This is a genomic window from Stenotrophomonas sp. ZAC14A_NAIMI4_1, from assembly GCF_003086915.1.
Lineage (GTDB): Bacteria > Pseudomonadota > Gammaproteobacteria > Xanthomonadales > Xanthomonadaceae > Stenotrophomonas.
Map to the genome: position 1 here is coordinate 2,132,029 of NZ_CP026002.1, position 17,419 is coordinate 2,149,447.

Annotated in this window: 22 protein-coding genes and 2 tRNA genes; 12 read left to right on the plus strand and 12 right to left on the minus strand. The window is 67.0% G+C overall.

Annotated elements, in window-relative coordinates; translation table 11 throughout:
* Positions 1-152: 152 nt before the first annotated feature.
* The 4 genes from C1926_RS09640 to C1926_RS09655 all read left to right on the plus strand — a co-directional run bounded on the left by C1926_RS09640 (position 153) and on the right by C1926_RS09655 (position 1,805).
* Entirely contained in the window at positions 153-440 is a 288-nt protein-coding gene (locus C1926_RS09640; RefSeq protein WP_108747523.1) for a CD225/dispanin family protein, read from the plus strand.
* A 33-nt stretch (positions 441-473) separates the two neighbouring features.
* Positions 474-755: a CD225/dispanin family protein gene (locus tag C1926_RS09645; protein WP_079223850.1), complete on the plus strand. Its 282-nt coding sequence runs from the start codon at positions 474-476 to the stop codon at positions 753-755.
* A gap of 47 nt (positions 756-802) precedes the next feature.
* The gene (locus tag C1926_RS09650) at positions 803-1,228 is read left to right on the plus strand and encodes a DUF2752 domain-containing protein (RefSeq protein WP_079223852.1); all 426 of its coding nucleotides are present in this window, start codon (positions 803-805) and stop codon (positions 1,226-1,228) included.
* 136 nt (positions 1,229-1,364) lie between these two features.
* Positions 1,365-1,805 (plus strand): hypothetical protein, encoded by a 441-nt coding sequence (locus C1926_RS09655; protein WP_159095068.1) that lies wholly within the window; start codon positions 1,365-1,367, stop codon positions 1,803-1,805.
* Positions 1,806-1,843: 38 nt separating this feature from the next.
* Here the strand turns inward: C1926_RS09655 and ampE are convergent, their stop codons facing one another.
* The 5 genes from ampE to C1926_RS09680 form a co-directional block, all read right to left on the minus strand.
* A complete protein-coding gene (ampE, locus tag C1926_RS09660) occupies positions 1,844-2,731 on the minus strand; it encodes a regulatory signaling modulator protein AmpE (RefSeq protein WP_108759038.1) in 888 nt (295 codons plus the stop codon).
* Between the two features lie 144 nt (positions 2,732-2,875).
* The gene (gene nudC, locus C1926_RS09665; protein ID WP_108759039.1) at positions 2,876-3,781 is read right to left on the minus strand and encodes an NAD(+) diphosphatase; all 906 of its coding nucleotides are present in this window, start codon (positions 3,779-3,781) and stop codon (positions 2,876-2,878) included.
* A 106-nt stretch (positions 3,782-3,887) separates the two neighbouring features.
* Positions 3,888-4,280, minus strand: a complete 393-nt coding sequence (gene erpA, locus C1926_RS09670; RefSeq protein WP_108747525.1) for an iron-sulfur cluster insertion protein ErpA — start codon at positions 4,278-4,280, stop codon at positions 3,888-3,890.
* A 31-nt stretch (positions 4,281-4,311) separates the two neighbouring features.
* Positions 4,312-4,779 carry a polymer-forming cytoskeletal protein gene (locus tag C1926_RS09675; RefSeq protein WP_079223860.1) on the minus strand — a complete coding sequence of 156 codons (468 nt, stop codon included), beginning with the start codon at positions 4,777-4,779 and terminating at the stop codon, positions 4,312-4,314.
* A 4-nt stretch (positions 4,780-4,783) separates the two neighbouring features.
* Complete coding sequence (locus C1926_RS09680; RefSeq protein ID WP_108747527.1) at positions 4,784-5,527, minus strand: DUF6776 family protein; 744 nt, start codon at positions 5,525-5,527, stop codon at positions 4,784-4,786.
* A gap of 179 nt (positions 5,528-5,706) precedes the next feature.
* On the opposite strand from C1926_RS09680, the gene C1926_RS09685 reads away from it, so the two are divergent.
* Genes C1926_RS09685 through C1926_RS09695 form a run of 3 tightly spaced genes read left to right on the plus strand, consistent with a single transcriptional unit; the run spans position 5,707 to position 10,409 of the window.
* A complete protein-coding gene (locus tag C1926_RS09685; RefSeq protein ID WP_079223863.1) occupies positions 5,707-6,324 on the plus strand; it encodes a DUF4126 domain-containing protein in 618 nt (205 codons plus the stop codon).
* 44 nt (positions 6,325-6,368) lie between these two features.
* On the plus strand, positions 6,369-8,240 hold the full coding sequence (locus C1926_RS09690) for an EAL domain-containing protein (protein WP_108759040.1): 1,872 nt from the start codon (positions 6,369-6,371) through the stop codon (positions 8,238-8,240).
* Positions 8,241-10,409, plus strand: a complete 2,169-nt coding sequence (locus tag C1926_RS09695; protein ID WP_108759041.1) for an ATP-binding protein — start codon at positions 8,241-8,243, stop codon at positions 10,407-10,409.
* A 156-nt stretch (positions 10,410-10,565) separates the two neighbouring features.
* On the opposite strand, the gene bfr is transcribed toward C1926_RS09695, so the two are convergent.
* On the minus strand, positions 10,566-11,036 hold the full coding sequence (bfr, locus tag C1926_RS09700; protein WP_079223868.1) for a bacterioferritin: 471 nt from the start codon (positions 11,034-11,036) through the stop codon (positions 10,566-10,568).
* A gap of 140 nt (positions 11,037-11,176) precedes the next feature.
* Here bfr and C1926_RS09705 point away from each other — a divergent pair, with 140 nt between their 5' ends.
* Complete coding sequence (locus C1926_RS09705) at positions 11,177-11,791, plus strand: hypothetical protein (protein WP_159095069.1); 615 nt, start codon at positions 11,177-11,179, stop codon at positions 11,789-11,791.
* 7 nt (positions 11,792-11,798) lie between these two features.
* On the opposite strand, the gene C1926_RS09710 is transcribed toward C1926_RS09705, so the two are convergent.
* Together C1926_RS09710 and C1926_RS09715 are read right to left on the minus strand one after the other, a co-directional pair.
* Complete coding sequence (locus C1926_RS09710; protein ID WP_079223871.1) at positions 11,799-12,005, minus strand: bacterioferritin-associated ferredoxin; 207 nt, start codon at positions 12,003-12,005, stop codon at positions 11,799-11,801.
* A gap of 108 nt (positions 12,006-12,113) precedes the next feature.
* Entirely contained in the window at positions 12,114-12,734 is a 621-nt protein-coding gene (locus tag C1926_RS09715) for an RNA pyrophosphohydrolase (protein WP_108747531.1), read from the minus strand.
* A gap of 121 nt (positions 12,735-12,855) precedes the next feature.
* Here C1926_RS09715 and C1926_RS09720 point away from each other — a divergent pair.
* Positions 12,856-12,932, plus strand: a tRNA-Met gene (locus C1926_RS09720).
* 58 nt (positions 12,933-12,990) lie between these two features.
* A tRNA-Gln gene (locus C1926_RS09725) sits at positions 12,991-13,064 on the plus strand.
* A 290-nt stretch (positions 13,065-13,354) separates the two neighbouring features.
* Here the strand turns inward: C1926_RS09725 and rpsI are convergent.
* Positions 13,355-13,747, minus strand: coding sequence for a 30S ribosomal protein S9 (rpsI, locus tag C1926_RS09730; protein WP_079223875.1), 393 nt, complete (start codon positions 13,745-13,747; stop codon positions 13,355-13,357).
* A 2-nt stretch (positions 13,748-13,749) separates the two neighbouring features.
* Entirely contained in the window at positions 13,750-14,178 is a 429-nt protein-coding gene (gene rplM, locus C1926_RS09735; RefSeq protein ID WP_006398837.1) for a 50S ribosomal protein L13, read from the minus strand.
* A gap of 196 nt (positions 14,179-14,374) precedes the next feature.
* Here rplM and coq7 point away from each other — a divergent pair, with 196 nt between their 5' ends.
* Entirely contained in the window at positions 14,375-15,019 is a 645-nt protein-coding gene (coq7, locus tag C1926_RS09740; RefSeq protein ID WP_108747532.1) for a 2-polyprenyl-3-methyl-6-methoxy-1,4-benzoquinone monooxygenase, read from the plus strand.
* Positions 15,020-15,260: 241 nt separating this feature from the next.
* Here coq7 and sugE read toward each other — a convergent pair whose 3' ends face one another.
* Positions 15,261-15,581: a quaternary ammonium compound efflux SMR transporter SugE gene (sugE, locus tag C1926_RS09745; RefSeq protein ID WP_108747533.1), complete on the minus strand. Its 321-nt coding sequence runs from the start codon at positions 15,579-15,581 to the stop codon at positions 15,261-15,263.
* 165 nt (positions 15,582-15,746) lie between these two features.
* Positions 15,747-16,541 carry an adenosylmethionine decarboxylase gene (gene speD, locus C1926_RS09750; protein WP_006473908.1) on the minus strand — a complete coding sequence of 265 codons (795 nt, stop codon included), beginning with the start codon at positions 16,539-16,541 and terminating at the stop codon, positions 15,747-15,749.
* A 149-nt stretch (positions 16,542-16,690) separates the two neighbouring features.
* On the opposite strand from speD, the gene crp reads away from it, so the two are divergent.
* On the plus strand, positions 16,691-17,380 hold the full coding sequence (crp, locus tag C1926_RS09755) for a cAMP-activated global transcriptional regulator CRP (RefSeq protein WP_079225401.1): 690 nt from the start codon (positions 16,691-16,693) through the stop codon (positions 17,378-17,380).
* Positions 17,381-17,419 lie beyond the last annotated feature (39 nt).

The window sequence follows — 17,419 nt, forward strand, 5'->3', positions numbered from 1 at the left end:
ACCGTTCCAGTACTCCCCCGTCTGCTGCCGAGCCAAGCGCGGCGGGCATGTAAACGCATACATGGGCCGCCGGTTGCGGTAGATTACGCACCCACAGGGGGGAGGTTCGGTCTGTCTGCGACAGATCGACCGCCAAGGAATGGAGTCTTGCTTTGAATCAACCACCACAGCCCAGCCGTCCGGTCTACATCCCCAACCATCTGGTCTGGGCGATCCTGACGACGCTGTTCTGCTGCCTGCCACTGGGCGTGGTATCGATCGTGTATGCCTCGCAGGTCGATGGTCGCCGCGCGGCCGGTGATCTGGCCGGGGCTTACGCTGCATCGCGCAAGGCGGGCTGGTGGGCGGCGGCTTCGGCCGTGGCGCTGCCGGTCCTGTTGCTGTTGTGGTTCGGGCTGTTCGGCGGCTTGGCCGTTCTGGGCGCTCTTTCCGACCATTGATTCACCACCACCACCCATCGAGGAGCTTGAACCATGAATACCGCTACCCCGCAGATCCCGAACCACCTGGTCTGGGCCATCCTGTCCACGCTGTTCTGCTGCCTGCCTGCCGGCATCGTGTCGATCGTCTACGCCGCACAGGTCAACGGCAAGCTGGCCGCCGGTGACATCGCCGGTGCCCAGGAATCGTCGGAGAAGGCCAAGAAGTGGGCCATCTGGTCGGCCATCGCGGCGCTGGTCGTCGGCGTGCTGTACTTCATCCTGATCATGGCCATCGGCGGCATGGGCGCCCTGAGCGGCGGCAGCAGCTACTGATGCCTGCTACGGGATCCGGCCGCGCGCCGGGTCCCGTATCTCCCTGCATGCCTCCACCTCCCGTTCCCTCCCGCCTGGGCCGCTGGTCCCCGCTGCTGGCCGCTTCCGGCCTGGCCGCCGGTGCTGCCGTGGTGCTGCGCCACGTCAACCCGTATGTGCCCGGCAATCCGCTGCCGAGCTGCCCGCTGTATGCGCTGACCGGCTTCTACTGCCCCGGCTGCGGCAGCACCCGCTGCCTGTATTCGCTGGTCCATTTCGACCTGCCCGGCGCGATGGCGATGAACCCCCTGCTGGTCATCAGCCTGCCCTTCCTGTTCCTGATGCTGCTGCACATGGCGGGCGTGCGCATGAAGGCGCTCGATCCGTTGATGCGGCTGCTGGCCAACCCGAAGTTCTGGCTGTGGGTGCTGCCGGGGTATGCGCTGCTGCGCAACCTGCCGTGGGCGCCGTTCACTGCGCTGGCACCGGTGTAGGTAGCGTCGACTGTCAGTCGACTGGCACCGCGCTTGGCCCGGCCCCTGACAGTTTCCGTGTGCGTCCACCACGGAAGAAAAAGAAGATCAAACGCAAAAGCAGAAGCGGCTCGCTTCGCTCGGCTATGCTGGTGCGATGACTGATCGACGTGATGAATTGACCGCGGCCATGAAGGCTGCCGGCTGCAGTGATCCGCGCAGCTGGGTGAACAGCGAACTGGGCGAGGACCTGCCGCAGTTCGCGCGCTTCCTGATGCTCCGCGATGTGCACACGCTGGCCGACGATGTGGACAGTGCGTTGTCCGAGGCGCTGTTTGATCGCCCGGAACTGGAACAGACACTGGCGACGCTGCGCGGTGCGGTGGATCCGCAGGCCCTGCACGCGCTGCTGCATGCGTACGGCAAGGCGCTGGGCAACAGCTTCGTGATGGCCGTGGATGAAGGTCCGGCGATGCGCGAAGACGGCATGCCCGGCTGGCTGCTGATGGAAACCGACGCCAACGACGAACCGACCGGACGCCTGGTGCAGGGCCTGCACGAGGATTACCTCGACTTCGACGATCGTTACACGCCGTAGCGCTGTGCAGCACCGCGCCATCCACGCATGGCGTGGATCTACGTCACCCAGCCGGCGATGACCAGCAGCGCCAGCACCGCCAGCCACAGCAGCAGCATCCGCCACACCAGGCTCATCGCATCGCGCAGGTCCGGCAGCCGCTGCCATACCGGCAACAGGCCCGCTTCGGTGTAGTCATGCGCTTCTTCGCGCAGTTCGGCATTCACGCTGGCCCGCGCCACCGCGCCGAGGAAGCCGATGCCACCGGCCAGGCGCTCGCCATGGGCCTGCCGCCACGCCTTCCACGCCGTATCGAAGTTGCCGACCAACGCCATCGAGAACGCCATCAGCTGCGCCACCGGCCATTCGATCCAGGCCAGCAGGCGCTGTGCCAGCGCCAGTGGCTCCACCGGCACGCGTGCCCGCATCGGGCTCTCGGCCATCAGCGCCAGCAGGCGATAGGCCAATGCACCGACCGGGCCCAGCAGCAGGAACCAGAACAGCACCGCGAACCAGCGTCGCAGTGCATTGAGCACGGTCGCCTCGACCAGCGAGGGCACGTCCTCGCGCAGGCTGCCACCGGCGGCCTGCAGGTGGCGTACCGCCGCCTGGCGGCCCGCTGCGTCGTCGGCATCGATGATCGCTTCGATATCACGGTCGAGGTCGCGCGGGCCCCAGCACCAGGCCAGAACCGCCACGCCCAGCAGCAGGCCGGGCAGGCCGAACAGCACCCCGCGCAGCAACCAAGCCAGCAGTGCCATCAGCAGCAGCGGCGGCACGATCGCCAGCGCCACGCCGGCCGGCCCCTGCCATGCCCGTCCGCCATGCCCGTCCAACCAGCCCAGCCAGCGCCGGAAGCCGTCGAAACGGCGCAGCGTGGCGGCAGCAGCCGGGGCAACGTGGCCCAGGGCCAGCGCCACCAACACGGCGACCAGGGTGGTGAACATGGCAGGTCTCCCTACGAACAAGCATTCTGCGCCGCTACCTTACCTGCCGCAGCGGCGCGTTCAGCGATGAACCCGACTGTAACCCGGCGCGTGTTCAGGTGGCGGCAATGCGGCCGCCGGCACCGCCCGGCACGGCCGCAGCGATCAGCCCTGCTGCTGCCGGTACCAGTGTTCGATCAGGCCGCGCGAGATCGAGATCGGCGGCGACAGGCGGATGCCTTCGCCATCGTCCTCGACGTCACGGGCCAGCGCCGCGCCCACCTCTTCAGCAGTGAACCAGCGTGCGTCTTCCAGCTCGCCGTTGACGGTCGGCACGTCGTCCTGCGCCTGCGCGCGGAACCCCACCATCAGCGCGCCGGGGAACGGCCACGGCTGCGAGCCGAGGTACTGGCAGGACGTCACCCGCACCTTGCTCTCTTCGTGCACCTCGCGCACCACGGTCTGCTCGAAGGTCTCGCCGGGCTCGACGAAGCCGGCCAGCACCGAATAGCGGCGCGGCGCCCAGTTGGACTGGCGGCCCAGCAGCAGACGGCCCTGGTTTTCCACCGCCACGATCACCGCCGGGTCGACCCGCGGGTAATGCTCGGTGGAACACTGTGCGCAGCGGCCGACGAAGCCGCCGCGGGCGAAGGCCACCGCACCACCGCACACACCGCAGAAGCGCGTGCGCGAATGCCAGTAGGACATGCCGCGGGCGTAGCTGAAGGCGGTGGCATCGGCCACGCTCCACAGCAGTGCCGCCTGGCGCAGGTCGAGCCGGCGCGGTGCGGTCTGGGTGACGTTGGTGGCTTCGACGGAGAACCAGGCCTGGCCCGCGCGCAGGCCGAGGAAGATGGCCGCACCGGGGCCACCGCCGATATCGACGCCGGTCAGCGCGACCGGCTGGTCGTCCTCACCGGTGAAGGCGGTGCCGTCCTGGTCCAGGACAAGAATGCGCGCATCCGGCCACAGGCGTGCCAGGGCATCGGCATCATCGCGCAGGGCATCGGCGCGCTCCAGCGGCTCGGCCACGAAGGCGAAACCGGAAAGCGGCGAAGGAGTATTGAGCATCCGACAAGCCTGCCGCCAATTGCCGCAGGTGGCAAGGTCGGCGCTGTGCGCAATCAGTCGGTCTTGCGCGCAACGGCAGCGCGAGGCATCGGCCCCGCGCCCGGCATCACATGCTGAAGCTGCTGCCGCAGCCGCAGGTGGTCTTCGCGTTCGGGTTGCGGATCACGAACTGCGCACCGGTCAGGCTCTCGGTGTAATCCACCTCGGCGCCCATCAGGTACTGCAGGCTGAGCGGATCGACCAGCAGGGTGACCCCGCTGGTCTGCACCGCCAGGTCGTCCTCGGCGCGGTTCTCGTCGAACTCGAAGCCGTACTGGAACCCGGAACAGCCACCGCCCTCGATGTACACGCGCAGGGCCAGGTCGGGGTTGCCCTCGTCCTGGATCAGTTCCTTCACCTTGGCCGCGGCCGATTCGGTGAAGTTCAGCGGCCGCTCCAGCGACTGGTAGTCGGGAGCGGCGGCCGGCGTGGCGCCGGGCAGGGAAACTAGCGTGCTCATGGCCTCAGCATGGGGGCGCCGGGAATGGCTTTCAAGCCATCGCCTCGGCCAGCTTGCGGCGCGCGGCGGTGCCGCCCTTGCCTTCCGTCGCTTCGCCTTCGCCTTCCGGCGCCGGCAGGGCCGCAACCGGGCTGCTGGCGTGGATCAGGCGGCCATTCAGCTGGGCACCGGCGTTCATTTCCACCACCTGATAGTGGACGTTGCCGTTCACCCGCGCGCTCGGGGTCAGTTCGACCTTCTCGCTGGCGTGCACGTCACCGTCGAGGCGGCCACTGATGACCACCACCTGGGCGCGGATCTCGCCTTCGATGACGCCATGCTCGGCCACCGTCAGGGTCGCGCCGCTGGCGCCTTCCTGGGCGATCACCTTGCCATGGATGCGGCCTTCCACGTACAGGCCACCACTGAATTCCACATCACCGCGGATCACCACCTGGTTGCCGATCAGGGCATCCACCACCAACTGGCCATCACGGCTGGATTTGCTGTTTCCGAACATCTGCCTACTCCCCTTTGCTGGCCGGTGCGCCGGCCTGTTTCCAGTCGAATACCTGCGTGGTGCCCCCTGCACCACTCCCCAGTGTCACCCTCACCCGTTGCGGGGTGAAGTCCGTCGGCAGCATCACACTGCCGGTGAGCTGCTGGAAGTACCGGAACGAGTAATCCTGTCCCGGCACCTTGCTGCGCTGGTGCAGCTCATCCCAGCTGATCGTGGCCAGCTTGCCGTTCTTCACGCCTTCCACGGTGAAGCGCATCTGCCCCTGGCTGATGGCCCCGCGGTTGAGGTTCTGGGTCAGCACCACGGCGTACTGCCAGGTGCCGGCCGATTCGGGGCTGAACTCGATCGAATGGGTGTTCAGGCCCTTGCGCTGGCTGGTCGAACCGACCAGGCGCTCATAGAAGGCCACGTCGGCACGCAGCCCGGCGATCTCTTCGTCGCGCTCGGCCAGCGAGGACTGCACCTCGGTGTTGGCGGCGCGGCTGATGCGGTCGGAGGCTTCCAGCGTGGCCTGCTTCTGGCGCAGCTCGGTCAGCTGCGCCTGCACCGTGTCGGCGCGCTTCTCGGCCGCCTGCAGGCGCTGCCCCTGGGCATCGCGCGGCGCGCCCAGCCAGCAGCCGCCCAGCACCGCCAGCACCAGGCTCAGCAGCCAGATGCCGGCGATGACCAGCAGGCGCCGACGGTCGACCGGCGGCGGCTTGGCACCGGGCAGGCGGACCTGTACGCGCACGGGTGGGCGGTTGTTCATGGGTAGTCTCCGTGGACTCGCAATGGCGACACCAGCACGGCCCCTGTAGCAAACGACGGGCTAGTGTATGACAGGAACGGGGGCTTTCCCCGGTGCCGGCCGCCAGCGGCCGGTGGTGTTCAGCCACGTCATCGCCGATAGTGTGGCACCCCGCACAGTTCCGTCGCCGGAGCCCCGCCATGACCGAAGCCCACCTGTTCGTGATCGGCATCCTGCTGGCCTGGCTGGCCGGCATCCGCGTGTACCTCACCGTGTTCGGCGTCGGCCTGGCCGGCCTGCTCGGCTGGGTCGACCTGCCACCGGCCCTGCAGGCCACCGAATCGTGGTGGGTGCTGGGCACCTCGGCAGCACTGGCCATCGCCGAATTCTTCGCCGACAAGATCCCCGGCGTCGATTCCATCTGGGATCTCGTGCATACCCTGGCGCGGGTACCGGCCGGCGCCTTCCTGGCCGCCGCCACGCTCTCGCCCGATGGCCAGCTGGGCACCGGCACCCTGCTGGCCGGCGCCGGCGTGGCCCTGGCCAGCCACGGCCTGAAGGCCGGCACCCGCGCCCTGCTCAACACGTCGCCGGAACCGGCCAGCAACTGGGTCGCCTCGGTCGCCGAGGACACCGTGGTGGTCGGCGGCCTGGCACTGGCACTGGCCCATCCTTGGATCGCCCTGGTCGTGGTACTGGCCTGCAGCCTGGCCGGCGCACTGCTGGTATGGCTGGTCTGGCGCACCCTGTGGAAGGGCGTGCGATGGCTTGCACGTGCTGGCGGCACGGCCTCTGCAGGCCAACCACGCACCGGCTGACTGCCGGGCTTGGCGCATAATGGCGGCGAACACCAGGAGCTTTGATGTCCGCAAATGAATCCCCCGCGGGCGCACGCCCCGGACGCGCTGAAACCCCTCCGGCCGATCATTGGCAGCGCTGGGCCAGTGCCCCGGCCGCCGCCGCGCCCAGTCTTGCCGTGGTCCCCTCCGCACCGGCAGATGCGACCGACGGACTGGCGACGCCGCCGCCGCTGCCGTCCGCGCCGATGGATGCAGGCAACAGCAGTGATGCCCCGGCGCCGTCCGACTCGCCGTACCGCGTGCTGATCGTCGAAGACGACCGCGCCCAGGCGCTGTTCGCACAGAGCGTGCTGCACGGTGCCGGCATGCAGGCAGTGGTGCTGTCCGACGCCGATGGCGTACAGCAGGCGATCCGCGAACAGCGCCCCGACCTGATCCTGATGGACCTGCACCTGCCGGGCCTGGATGGCATGCGGCTGACCGCGATGATCCGCCAGCAGCCGGGCATGCAGCTGCTGCCGATCGTTTTCCTCAGTGGCGACCCGGACCCGGAGCGCCAGTTCGAAGTGCTCGACAGCGGCGCCGACGATTACCTGAGCAAGCCGATCCGCCCGCGCCACCTGATCGCAGCCGTGGCCAACCGCATCCGCCGCGCCCGCGCGCAGGCCGCCACCCTGCCCGGCGCCAACGGTGCGCCAGCCACCAGCAACCCGGAAACCGGCCTGCCCACCCGCCACCACGTGCTGCAGCAGCTCAACGCTGCGCTGGAACAGCGCGACCGTGGCGGCGTGTTCTTCGTGGAAATCTCCAGCGCGCTGGGCCTGCGCGAGCGCTATGGCTACGCCGCCTTCGAGCGGCTGATGGTGCAGGCGGGCCAGCGCCTGGCCGAGGCCGGCCACCCGCACCTGCTGGCACGCCTGAACGACAACAGCTTCCTGCTGCTGGCCCGTGGTGCCGACGAGGAAAGCCTGGAAGGCATCGCCGCCGCGCTGCGCGAACAGCTGTCCGCGCGCGCCTTCGTCATCCGCGACGATGAATCGGTTCACCTGCGTGGCGTGGTCGGCTATGCGCCGCTGTCGCCGGGCTTCGACGATGCCAACAGCGCGCTGGAAGCCATCGAACGCACCACCCTGCAGGCGCGCCTGCTCACCGCTGGGGTGGCCGGCCACGTGCATCGCCAGGCGATGACCGAGCAGGAACACCTGGCCCTGCTGGAAGGCCAGCTGGAACTGGCCTACCAGCCGATCGTGGCCGTGGCCGGTGGTGATACCGCGCAGTACCAGCTGCTGCTGCGCCTGCGCCAGGCCGATGGCACCGTGCTCACCGCCGGCCAGGTCATTCCAGCCGCCGAAGCGGCCGGCCGCATCGCCGATCTGGACCAGCAGGTGCTGGAGCATGCGATGGGCCTGCTCGACCTGTACCGGCACGCGACGCAGCCGCTGAACCTGTTCGTCTCGCAGTCGCTGCGCACGCTGCAGCGCGATGCCTTCGCCGATTGGCTGCTGGAATCGCTGCAGCAGCGCGACCTGCCCGGCAGCGCGCTGGTGATCGACGTGCGCCTGCCCGACGCGCTCATCCATACCGTGCCGCTGCAGCAGTTCTGCCAGCGCATGGCCAGTGCCGGCGTGCGCTTCTGCCTGAGCCAGTTCGAGCCCGGCAGCGAAGCCGATGCCCTGCTCACCCAGCTGCCGCTGTCGTTCGTGCGCATGGCCGCGCGCTTCTCCAGCAGCCATTCCAACCCGGGCACCCGCGAGGAACTGCGCCGGGCGATCGATCGCGCGCATGCCGCAGGCCTGCAGATCATCGGCCAGCAGATCGAGGATCCGCAGGCAGCCGCGGCGATGTGGGTCGGTGGCGTGGACTACATCCAGGGCAACATGGTGCAGTCGGCGGGCAGCGACCTGAACTTCGACTTCCACAACGCGGTGCTCTGAGTGCCGCTGACGGTCGCGCTGCTGGCGGCACTGGTGCTGGCCATCGGCGTGGCACTGGCCCTTGGCCTGCGCCTGCGCCAACGCGGCCAGGCGCTGGCGGCAGTGCAGCGCGAACGCACCGTGCTGGCCAGCGAGCGCGACCAGCTGCGCCGCACCACCGAACGCCAGGGCCAGCTGGAACAACAGCTGCTGCAGGCCAAGCAGGCCGCCGAAGCGGCCGCCCTGGCCAAGGGCGAATTCCTGGCCACCATGAGCCACGAGATCCGCACGCCGCTCAACGGCATCCTGCCGATGCTGGAGCTGATCGCACGCGGGCCGCTGGGCGACGACCAGCGGCAGATGCTGGCCACCGCATCGGTCAGCTCGCAGCAGCTGCTGCGCATCGTCGATGACATCCTCGACTACTCGCGCCTGGAAGCGCAGGCGCTGGAGCTGGAGATCACCAGCTTCAACCTGCGCGAACTGCTTGATGGCGTGGTGCAGCTGCTGCAGCGCGCCGCCGAATCGAAGGGCCTGGTGCTCGGCCTGCAGCTGGACCCTGCCGTGCGCCTGCCGGTGCGTGGCGATCCGGTGCGCCTGCGCCAGGTGCTGACCAACCTGCTGGCCAACGCCATCAAGTTCACCGCACGCGGCCAGGTCCAGCTGCGCGTGCAGCGTTTGGGCGAAGGCCCGGCCCAGCACCAGCTGCGTTTCGAAGTGGCCGACACCGGCATCGGCATCGACGCCACGCTGCAGTCACGGCTGTTCCAGTCCTTCAGTCAGGCCGATGCGTCGACCACCCGCCTGTATGGCGGCACCGGCCTGGGCCTGGCCATCTGCAAGCGCATCATCGACCTGATGCACGGCCAGATTGGCGTGCAGTCCACGCCTGGCCAAGGCGCCACGTTCTGGTTCGAGATTCCGCTGCTGAAGATTCCCGGCGACCTGCCGGCACTGGCGCGCGCGCCCTCGCCGCTGCTGCTGCACAGTGCCGATGTGGCCCTGCAGGCGCGCGTGGAACGCATTGCCGCCCACCACGGGCTGCCGGTGCAGGTGCTGGCCGAACGCGATCTCCTGCTGGAGCGCCTGCGTGCGGCGCCACGCCCCGGCCAACCGCCGCCGGCCTGGCTGCTGGTGGACGCCCGCCAGCGCCGCGGCGGCGAAGCGACGCTGCTGCGCACGCTGGCAGAGCGCGGCACGGAGGACACGCTGCAGGTGCTGTGGCTGCAGGACGAGCCCGCGCCCACGCAGGCCCGCCAGCAGCAGTTGCCGGGCGGCTTCAGCGACGCCACCCTGCACGCCCTGCTGGCCACGCCCACCGCCAGCGTACGGCCGGCGGCCCTGCTGGCCACGGCCGAGCATGGCCAGGCACCGGCGATGCTGCCGCCCCTGGGCCTGCGCGTGCTGCTGGTGGAGGACAACGCGGTCAACCGCATGGTGGCCGAACAGCTGCTGCGGGTGTTCCAGTGCGAGGTGCGCAACGCCGCCGACGGCGAGCAGGCCCTCGTGGCGCTGCGTCAGGGCGGTATCGACGTGGTGCTGATGGATTGCCAGATGCCGGTACTGGATGGCTATGCCGCCACCGGCCAATGGCGCAGCGAGGAAGCGGCACAAGGCCGCGCGCGGCTGCCGATCATCGCCATGACCGCCAACGCCATGGCCGGCGACCGCGAACGCTGCCTGCAGGCCGGCATGGATGATTACCTGTCCAAGCCGATCAACCGCGAAACCCTGCATGCGCTGCTGCAGCGCTGGGGCAAAGCGCCCGCGCTTGTAGAGTCGAGCCATGCTCGACTGGAAGCAGGCTCGACTCCACCTCCCGCGCCCGAAGCAGACACGCCGCCGCAGCCAGTGCTCGACCGCAGCGTGCTCGAGGAACTGCAGGCGGTGATCGGAGCGGCCGCACTGCAGATCGTGGCCGTGTTCCTCGAAGATGCCCCTGCGATGGTGCAGGCCCTGCAGCAGGCCGCGCAGGGCAACGACATCGAGCGCCTGCAGGCGCTGTCGCACAGTCTCAAGTCATCCAGCGCCAATGTCGGCGCGCTGTCACTGTCGGCCGTCGCCCGGCGCATCGAGCACGAAGCCCGCGCCGGCAGCCTGCAGCGCCCCGCCGTGGCAGTGGCGCTGCTGGTGGCCGAGTTCGCCCGCGCACGCGTGGCGCTGACCGGCTACCTGGCCCAGGAACGGTAGCGTCGAGCTTGCTCGACTACCGTTTTGTAGAGTCGAGCCATGCTCGACTACCGCTTTGTAGAGTCGAGCCATGCTCGACTACCGCTTTGTAGAGTCGAGCCATGCTCGACTGCTGTTGGAGGACGCAGTCGAGCAAGCTCGACTCTACATGTTGAATCAGTCTTCCAGCTTGCTCAGCAGGTACTTCGGCTCGCCGATGCGCTCGACCAGGTCCAGCTGGGTTTCCAGCCAGTCGATGTGCTCTTCCTCGGCATCGAGGATGCTGGTGAACAACGAACGGCTCACGTAGTCGCCCACCGAATCGGCGTAAGCCACGGCGTTGCGCAGCACCACCACGCCGTCCTGTTCCAGCGACAGGTCACACTGCAGCATTTCCGGCGGGTTCTCGCCGATGCGCAGCTTGCCCAGCGCCTGGAAGTTCGGCAGGCCTTCAAGGAACAGGATGCGGTCGGACAGCGCGTCGGCGCGCTTCATCGCGTGGATCGATTCCTTGTACTCATACTCCGCCAGTTCCTTGATGCCCCAGTTCTTGAACATCTTGGCGTGCAGGAAGTACTGGTTGATCGCGGTCAGCTCGTTGAAGAGGACCTTGTTGAGGAATTCGATGACCTTGGCGTCGCCTTTCATGGCTGGCTCCTAGCGCTGAGAACGCGGGCACTGTACCCGGTTCGCCGCCGCCGTGAAGGAACGCGAATCGTGCTCATTGGCGGGTTCGCCCCGCCACCGAAGCTGGCATGCTGGGCGGCCCCTCCCCCTGCGCGATGGACATGAGCGACGATTCCAACGACCCCTGGCAGCTGGTGCGTGCCTTCGCCGCCCTGCGCATGGACGCCGACGCCTTCGAGGCGGTGCTGTACCGCGATGCGGCCCTGGCGGCGGCCCTGGAAGCGGCGCGACCGCTGCCGGCCTGGCTGCCGCTGCCGGACCTCTACAGCTGGGCCTGCTCGCTGGACCTGGCCCGCGCCGATGACCTGCTCAACCTGCGCAGCGTGCTGGCGCAGGTGCTGCCTGGCGGTGAAGGGGAAGTGGAGGTCGACCAGGCCGCAAGGAAGGCGGCCGACGCACGCGACCGCGCACTGCGGTCTGCACAGCCGCGCTGGCTGTCACTGGATGAAGGCTATCTCGCGCACTGGCTGGCCGGACACGGCGAAGTCGCGCCAGACGTCCTGCGGGCCGCGTTGCAGGCCCACATCCGCGCGCATTTCCTCTCGGTCAAGCGGCCACCGCGCTGGCTGCAGGAAGCGGCGTGGCCGATCGAGCAGGGGCGTCCCTTGCGATTCATCGGCCAATTGCCGCTGGGCGATCACGCGCACGATGACGCGTTCGTCTATGTATTCCAGCGTGGGGATGGGAGCTGCTGGACGATCGTCCAGCACGCCTGAACCGGGCTCAGGCAGCCTGCAGGCCCAGCACCGGCAGCGGCAGGTCGTGGGTGGCCAGCGCCTTGGCCAGCAGGTCGCCGGCCATGTCCAGGCAGGAACCGCAGGTCGCGCCACAACCGGTACGCATGGTCAGCTCGCCCACCGTGGTGACGCCATGGCTGGCGGCCTCGCGGATCTGGTGGTCGGTGACTCCGTTGCAGATGCAGACGTACACAGGCGGGAACCGGGCTGACAGGCCAGAAGCGGCCTGGTGCCCATTCCAATGGAAACGAGAATGGTTGTCAATCAGAGACCTGAACCATTCTCGCTACCGTTCATCCACTCAGCTGGAGGGCGCGTCGCCCTGCGCCTTGCGTGGCCAGTAACCCTTGCTGCGCGGGCGCTTGCGGGGGCGGTCGTGGCCCGCGGTATTGCCCGGCATCCAGGCCTCGGCCGCGGTCTTGGGCATGGCGGTCACCCCCTGCCCGGCCACCCCGCGCGCCAACGGCGCCAGGTGGCGCAAGGCACGCGCATAGACCCCACGCTTGAACATCACCACATGCTCGACCGGGTACCAGAAATCGACCCAGCGCCAGTTGTCGAACTCGGGCGAGTCGGTATGGTCCAGCCGCACATGCGATTCATCGCCGGTGAGGCGCAGCAGGAACCAGACCTGCTTCTGGCCGATGCAGACCTGCCGCTCGTTACGGCGGATGGCCCGGGCCGGCAGCTTGTAGCGCAGCCAGCCCGGTGTCGCCCCCAGCACTTCTACGTGCTCGGGCAGCAGGCCGGTCTCTTCCTGCAGTTCACGATACATGGCCTCGACCGGGGTCTCGTCGGTGTTCATGCCACCCTGCGGGAACTGCCAGCCATCCCGGCGCACGCGTCGTGCCCAGAACACCTGCCCATCCTGCCGCATCAGCACGATGCCGACGTTCGGTCGATAGCCGTCCGGATCGATCACGATGCGGACTCCTAAGAAAATCTACTGGTCGGGACTATCCCATGCCGTCTGTCGGCCCACAAGCTCGGCACAAAAGTGTTGACAGGCCCGATACACATGAGCAGAATAGCTGGCTCACCGAGGCTATGTAGCTCAGCCGGTTAGAGCACAGCACTCATAATGCTGGGGTCGGTGGTTCGAGTCCACCCATAGCCACCACACTGAAAATCAAGTTGTTTTTCAGCGTGAAAAGTGACAAAATAGTTTTTCGTTACATTGCCCCTTAGCCAAGCGGTAAGGCACCTGACTCTGACTCAGGCATCGGTGGTTCGAATCCATCAGGGGCAGCCAAATTAAAAAGAAAAAGGCCTGATCGAAAGATCAGGCCTTTTTCTTTTTAATTTGGTCACGCATTCCACCTGATCCCGGGACTCCTCTCCAGAGAGAACTCTGGGGTCGGATCCTTTTCCGCAGGAAAAGGCTCTGACCCCACCTCCCGACAAAAGAAACCATGGGTAGTGCCGGCCGCTGGCCGGCAATCAGGAAATCCACGACCCCAGAACGACAAAAGCCCGGCCGAAGCCGGGCTTTTGCTTTTCCAGCCAGCGGGCTCCCGAAGGAGCCCAACCAGGCGCGGCAAATCAGCGCTTGGAGAACTGGGTGGCGCGGCGGGCCTTGTGCAGACCGACCTTCTTACGCTCGACTTCACGGGCGTCACGGGTCACGAAGCCAGCCTTGCGCAGCTCGGACTTCAGGGTTTCGTCGTACTCGACCAGAGCACGGGCGATGCCCAGACGGATCGCACCGGCCTGGCCGGTGGTGCCGCCGCCAGCGGCGGTGACCAGGATGTCGAAGCTTTCGGTGTTCTTGGTCAGCTCGAGCGGCTGGCGCACGATCATGCGCGCGGTCTCACGACCGAAGAACTCGTCCAGCGGACGGCCATTGACGGTGATGTTGCCCGTACCCTTGCGCAGGAACACGCGAGCGGTGGAGGACTTGCGGCGGCCAGTGCCGTAGTTTTGAGTGATAGCCATGATTAGATATCCAGAACCTGCGGCTGCTGTGCGGCGTGCGGATGCTCAGTGCCGGCGTAGACCTTGAGCTTGCGGTACATCTGGCGACCCAGCGGGCCCTTCGGCAGCATGCCCTTGACGGCAGTCTCGATGACGCGCTCCGGGTGACGCTCCAGCGCCTGGGCCAGGGATTCGGTCTTCAGGTTGCCGATGTAACCGGTGAAACGGTGATACATCTTGTCCTGCAGCTTCTTGCCGGTGACGACAATCTTTTCTGCATTGATGACGACCAGGTAGTCGCCGGTATCAACGTGGGGGGTGTAGACCGGCTTGTGCTTGCCACGCAGACGGCGGGCCAGCTCGGTGCAGAGACGGCCCAGGGTCTTGCCCTCGGCGTCGACGAGGTACCAGTCGCGCTGGACGGTCTCGTTCTTGGCAGTGAAAGTGCTCATGAAGAACTCTAGGTTAGGTCGGGCTCATTGCGGCGAAAGGCTCGCCGGAACTCTGCCACGCGTTGTGAAAAGGTGAAGCGTAAGAGGCGGGATTGTACTCACCCCGGCGCCCCGGCGCAAGCCGCCCCCTGTACCGGGTTGGCAGGGGACCGGGGCCGGGCGAGAATCGGGGGTCCCCCGCCCCACCCATGCCGCCATGACCGTGCTCCGCCAGACCACCCCGCTGGACCATCTGCTGACCGAGGCGCAGCGCGCCCTGGACACGGTGTTCGGCAACCCGCCGGCATCGCGCCCCTACCCGGCGGCCGAAACCGGCGAGCCGGGGATGGACACGGCGCAGCGCCGCCATGCCGCTGGCCTGATGCGGATCAACCACGTCGGCGAGGTCTGCGCGCAGGGTCTGTATTTCGGCCAGGCCGCGGTCGCCCGTGACCCCTCCACCCGCGCGCACCTGCTGGAAGCGGCGCAGGAAGAAACCGACCACCTGGCCTGGTGCGCCACCCGGCTGGCCGAGCTGGACAGCCGCCCCAGCCTGTTCAACCCGCTGTGGTACGCCGGCAGCTACACCATCGGCACCCTGGCCGGGCTGCGCGGCGATGGCTGGAACCTCGGCTTCGTGGTCGAGACCGAGCGCCAGGTGGAAGCCCACCTGGACGAGCACCTGGTCGACCTGCCGGCCGGCGACCTGCGCAGCCGCGCGGTCATCCGGGTGATGAAGGAAGACGAGGCCCGCCATGCCGAGCACGCCGAGCAGGCCGGCGCCCGCCGCCTGCCGTTCCCGATCCCGGGCGCGATGGCCCTGGCGTCGAAGGTGATGAAGCACATCGCCTACCGGCTGTAACCGCAGCCCGGGGTCGGATCCCTTTCCCATGGGAAAGGGCTCTGACCCCATGACGGATCACGCTACCTGCTGGGTCAGAGCCTTTTCCCGTTGGAAAAAGGATCCGACCCCAGGACGGATCACGCTACCTGCCGGGGTCGGATCCCTTTCCCATGGGAAAGGGCTCTGACCCCATGACGCATCACGCTACTTGCTGGGGTCAGAGCCTTTTCCCGTTGGGAAAAGGATCCGACCCCACCTTTCAGTTCGGCGACACCAGCTTCAGGCCGATCACGCCGGCCACGATCAGGCCCACGCAGGCCAGGCGCGCCGGCGACGCGCTGTCGTTGAACAGGAAAATGCCCAGCACCGCCACGCCCATGGCGCCGATGCCGGTCCAGATGGCATAGGCCGTGCCGACCGGAATCGACTTCATTGCCTGGCTCATCAGGTACAGGCTGATCAGGGCCGACACCACGGTGGCAGCGGTGGGCAGCGGCTTGCTGAAGCCTTCGGAGTACTTCATCCCGAGCGCGAAGCCGATTTCGAACAGGCCAGCCAGCAGAAGGTAGATCCAGGGCATGGGGGGCTCCTCACCTTGTTGAAGAAAAACAAAACGGCCCGGTGTTTTCACACCGGGCCGTGGGTCGGTACATCACCGTGGAACTGCAAACTGCGCAAAAAGCGCGTTCCACGGGGCGGGTCGTCCCGCCTGGGTGGCGATGCCGGAGGGCATCGCGCACGGGTCTTACTCGGACAGGTTGCGGCCGTGGAACAGCTCTTCGATCTCGCGCTTGAGCAGCGCTTCGATCTTCATGCGTTCCTTGAACGACAGGTTCTTGGCCTTTTCCTCGAACAGGTACTGGTCCAGGTCGAAGTCCTTCAGGTGCATCTTCGTGTGGAAGATGTTTTCCTGGTAGACGTTGACGTCGAACATCTCGTAACGCGACTTGATGTTCTTGGCCAGGAAGTTCTGGATCGAGTTGATCTTGTGATCGATGTAGTGCTTCTTGCCCTTCACATCGCGGGTGAAGCCACGGACACGGTAGTCCATGATCACGATGTCCGATTCCAGGCTCTCGATCAGGTAGTTCAGGGCCTTCAGCGGCGAAATGACGCCACAGGTGGCCACGTCGATGTCGGCACGGAACGTCGCGATACCTTCCTGCGGATGGGTCTCCGGGTAGGTGTGGACAGTGATGTGGCTCTTGTCCATGTGCGCGACCACGGCATCGGAGATCAGCTCCTTGCCGGCCTGCTTCTTGTCGATCACCGGCTCTTCGGAGATCAGGATCGTCACCGAGGCACCCTGCGGATCGTAGTCCTGGCGGGCCACGTTCAGGATGTTCGCGCCGATGATCTCGGCGACATCGGTCAAGATTTGAGTCAGCCTGTCGGCGTTGTACTCTTCATCGATGTATTCAATGTAACGCTGACGCTCCTCTTCGGTGCGCGCGTAACACACGTCATAGATGTTGAAGCTCAGCGCCTTGGTGAGGTTGTTGAAACCCTGCAACCTCAGGCGAGGCAACGGCTTGACCACGGCGGTCGATTCCTGTGTAAGAAGGGAAAGGGTGAATTATGGGGCAAAGTGCCCCCGGGGGGAACGTGAAGAGCTCACGACTCTGGCACACTATTTGCCCTTAACAGGTGCGCTGGTTAAGCTCCGCCATCGAACCTGTGAATCCGTTCATGCGCAGAGGGAGCGCCCCTATCGTGTCAACCGTGCGCCTAGCTAGCAGCCCATTGGCCTTGGACATCGCCACAATCGACCGTTTCCTGGCTCACAGCCATCGGCGGCGATACCCCACCCGGACCGACGTCTTCCGCCCTGGAGACCCGGCGGGGACCCTGTATTACGTCATCAGCGGCTCGGTTTCGATCATGGCCGAGGAAGATGACGACCGCGAGCTGGTGCTGGGCTATTTCGGCGCAGGCGAGTTCGTCGGTGAGATGGGCCTGTTCGTGGAGTCGGACCGCCGCGAGGTGATCCTGCGCACGCGCACCGCCTGTGAACTGGCCGAGATCAGCTACGAGCGCCTGCACCAGCTGTTCCTGGGCCCGCTCTCGGCCGATGCCCCGCGCCTGCTGTATGCGCTGGGCCAGCAGATCTCCAAGCGCCTGCTCGATACCAGCCGCAAGGCCAGCCGCCTGGCGTTCCTGGACGTGACCGACCGCATCGTGCGCACCCTGCACGATCTGGCCCAGGAGCCGGAATCGATGAGCCACCCGCAGGGCAGCCAGCTGCGCGTCTCGCGCCAGGAACTGGCACGCCTGGTCGGCTGCTCGCGCGAAATGGCCGGCCGCGTGCTGAAGAAGCTGCAGACCGACGGCCTGCTGCATGCCCGCGGCAAGACCGTGGTGCTGTACGGCACCCGTTGAGAAAACCGTGTCCGCCGGGCATGGCCCGGCGCTACCACG

Excerpts from the sequence above, each read along its gene's own strand:
- C1926_RS09705 (WP_159095069.1), top strand. The coding sequence starts at position 11,177 with ATGAGCGACGATTCCAACGACCCCTGGCAGCTGGTGCGTGCCTTCGCC.
- rpsI (WP_079223875.1), bottom strand. The coding sequence starts at position 13,747 with ATGGCTATCACTCAAAACTACGGCACTGGCCGCCGCAAGTCCTCCACC.
- crp (WP_079225401.1), top strand. The coding sequence starts at position 16,691 with ATGCGCAGAGGGAGCGCCCCTATCGTGTCAACCGTGCGCCTAGCTAGC.
- nudC (WP_108759039.1), bottom strand. The coding sequence starts at position 3,781 with ATGCTCAATACTCCTTCGCCGCTTTCCGGTTTCGCCTTCGTGGCCGAG.
- C1926_RS09675 (WP_079223860.1), bottom strand. The coding sequence starts at position 4,779 with ATGTTCGGAAACAGCAAATCCAGCCGTGATGGCCAGTTGGTGGTGGAT.
- C1926_RS09685 (WP_079223863.1), top strand. The coding sequence starts at position 5,707 with ATGACCGAAGCCCACCTGTTCGTGATCGGCATCCTGCTGGCCTGGCTG.
- bfr (WP_079223868.1), bottom strand. The coding sequence starts at position 11,036 with ATGAAAGGCGACGCCAAGGTCATCGAATTCCTCAACAAGGTCCTCTTC.
- ampE (WP_108759038.1), bottom strand. The coding sequence starts at position 2,731 with ATGTTCACCACCCTGGTCGCCGTGTTGGTGGCGCTGGCCCTGGGCCAC.
- C1926_RS09645 (WP_079223850.1), top strand. The coding sequence starts at position 474 with ATGAATACCGCTACCCCGCAGATCCCGAACCACCTGGTCTGGGCCATC.
- C1926_RS09680 (WP_108747527.1), bottom strand. The coding sequence starts at position 5,527 with ATGAACAACCGCCCACCCGTGCGCGTACAGGTCCGCCTGCCCGGTGCC.
- rplM (WP_006398837.1), bottom strand. The coding sequence starts at position 14,178 with ATGAGCACTTTCACTGCCAAGAACGAGACCGTCCAGCGCGACTGGTAC.
- C1926_RS09655 (WP_159095068.1), top strand. The coding sequence starts at position 1,365 with ATGACTGATCGACGTGATGAATTGACCGCGGCCATGAAGGCTGCCGGC.
- C1926_RS09690 (WP_108759040.1), top strand. The coding sequence starts at position 6,369 with ATGTCCGCAAATGAATCCCCCGCGGGCGCACGCCCCGGACGCGCTGAA.
- sugE (WP_108747533.1), bottom strand. The coding sequence starts at position 15,581 with ATGCCCTGGATCTACCTTCTGCTGGCTGGCCTGTTCGAAATCGGCTTC.
- coq7 (WP_108747532.1), top strand. The coding sequence starts at position 14,375 with ATGACCGTGCTCCGCCAGACCACCCCGCTGGACCATCTGCTGACCGAG.
- erpA (WP_108747525.1), bottom strand. The coding sequence starts at position 4,280 with ATGAGCACGCTAGTTTCCCTGCCCGGCGCCACGCCGGCCGCCGCTCCC.
- C1926_RS09650 (WP_079223852.1), top strand. The coding sequence starts at position 803 with ATGCCTCCACCTCCCGTTCCCTCCCGCCTGGGCCGCTGGTCCCCGCTG.